This window comes from Phenylobacterium sp., assembly GCF_024508875.1.
In the GTDB taxonomy this organism is placed as follows: domain Bacteria; phylum Pseudomonadota; class Alphaproteobacteria; order Caulobacterales; family Caulobacteraceae; genus Phenylobacterium.
Genome location: NZ_JANINU010000300.1, coordinates 1 through 2003 on the forward strand (window position 1 = coordinate 1; position 2003 = coordinate 2003).

General features: G+C 68.9%; 2 protein-coding genes. Both read left to right on the plus strand.

Features of this window, described 5'->3' with window-relative positions; genetic code table 11:
• Positions 1-134 precede the first annotated feature (134 nt).
• Positions 135-974 carry a protein-glutamate O-methyltransferase CheR gene (locus tag Q0L11_RS19685; protein ID WP_296599509.1) on the plus strand — a complete coding sequence of 280 codons (840 nt, stop codon included), beginning with the start codon at positions 135-137 and terminating at the stop codon, positions 972-974.
• A complete protein-coding gene (locus tag Q0L11_RS19690; protein WP_296599511.1) occupies positions 971-1990 on the plus strand; it encodes a chemotaxis response regulator protein-glutamate methylesterase in 1020 nt (339 codons plus the stop codon). Before Q0L11_RS19685 ends, Q0L11_RS19690 begins: the two co-directional genes overlap by 4 nt.
• Positions 1991-2003 lie beyond the last annotated feature (13 nt).

The following is a 2003-nucleotide window of genomic DNA, read 5'->3' on the forward strand; positions in this document are numbered from 1 at the left end:
TTCATCCGCGGCCTGATCGCCATGGACGGCCGCATGATCAGCCTGATCGGCCTCGATCGCGTCGTGCCGGACATGGAGCTGGAAGCCGCCTGATGACTGCGAGCGCGCCGACATCCACGCGCCCGGGCGCCAATATGGTCGATGGCGAATTCGCCTTCACCGAAGCCGATTTCCGCAAGATCTCGGCGATGGTGCATGGCGACGCCGGCATCCACCTGCCCGAAGCGAAGGCGACGCTGGTCTATTCCAGACTGGCGAAACGCCTGCGCGCGCTGGGTCTCACGAGCTTCAACGACTACTGCGCTCTCGTCTCTGGGGCCGAAGGCCTCGACGAGCGCCAGAAGATGCTGGCGGCGCTCACGACCAACGTGACGCGCTTCTTCCGTGAGCCGCACCACTTCGACCACCTGCGCGACAAGATCCTGCCGCCGCTGCTGGACGGCGCGCGGCGGGGCGGCAAGGTGCGGATCTGGTCGGCGGCCTGCTCGAGCGGCCAAGAGCCGTTCTCGATCGCGATGACCATCCTGTCGCTGATGCCCGAGGCCGCGGACCGCGACGTGAAGATCCTCGCCACCGACATCGACCCGAACATGGTCGCCGAAGGCCGCGGCGGCGCCTACGCGCCGCACCTGCTGGAAGGCATCCCCGACGCCTACCGCAAGCGGTGGACCTCCCCGGGCGCCGACGGTCGGGTGAAGATGTCGGACGACCTGCGCGAGCTCATCACGTTCAACGAGCTGAACCTGATCGGCGACTGGCCGATGAAGGGCAAGTTCGACGCCATCTTCTGCCGCAACGTCGCCATCTACTTCGAAGATGACACCCAGGCCCGCCTGTGGAGCCGGTTCGCGCCGCTGAACGCGGTGGGCGGCGCCCTCTACATCGGCCATTCCGAACGCATCCAAGGCCCGGCGGTCACCGCCTACAAGCCGGATGGCGTCACCACCTATCGCCGGATCGAGCCCGCCCGATGACCCGAGTCCTCGTCGTCGACGACAGCAGCACCATGCGCCGCCTGATCAGCGCGTCGCTCTCTGCCGACCCCGAACTGGAGGTCGTCGGCGAGGCCGGCGACCCGTTGCAGGCCCGCGAGGCCATCAAGGCCCTGAACCCCGACGTCATCACCCTGGACGTCGAGATGCCGAACATGAACGGCCTCGACTTCCTGGAGCGCATCATGCGCCTGCGGCCGATGCCGGTGGTGATGGTCTCGACCCTGACCAGCCGCGGCGCCGAGGCGACCCTCGCCGCCCTGGAACTGGGCGCCGTGGAATGCGTCGAGAAGCCCGGCGGCGCCGACCCGATCGGCTTCAGCCGCCTGGCCGAAAAGGTGAAGATCGCGGCCCGCGCCCGCGTGCGCGCACGCGTCGCCCGCCCGGAGCCGGCGCCGGTCGACACGTTCACGCCCTCGGACAAGATCGTCGCGATCGGCTCGTCCACGGGCGGCGTCGAGGCCCTGCTCAACATCATCGAGCGCCTGCCGGCCAACTGCGCGCCGACTGTCATCACCCAGCATATGCCGGCCAGCTTCACCAGAAGCTTCGCCGAGCGCCTGAACCGCACCTGCGCGGCCACGGTGTCGGAGGCGCGCAACGGAGATCCCCTCGTGCCCGGCCGCGTCTACGTCGCTCCGGGCGGCGACTTCCACCTGGAGGTCGAGGGCACGCGGAACCTGCGGTGCCGCGTCACCCAAGGCGATCCCGTCAGCGGCCACTGCCCATCGGTGGACGTCCTCTTCTCTTCGGTGGCCCGCGCCGCGAAGGAGCATGCCCTCGGCGTGATCCTGACCGGCATGGGTCGCGATGGGGCCCGCGGCCTGCTCGCGATGCGGCAGGCCGGGGCTCGGACGCTGGGTCAGGACGAGGCGACCTGTGTCGTCTACGGCATGCCCCGTGCGGCCTTCGAAATCGGCGCGGTCGAACGCCAGCTCCCCCTGGAAAAGCTGGGACCCGCCATCCGCAACCTCACGAACAAAGAAACGGAACGCTGAAATGCCGGCGCCC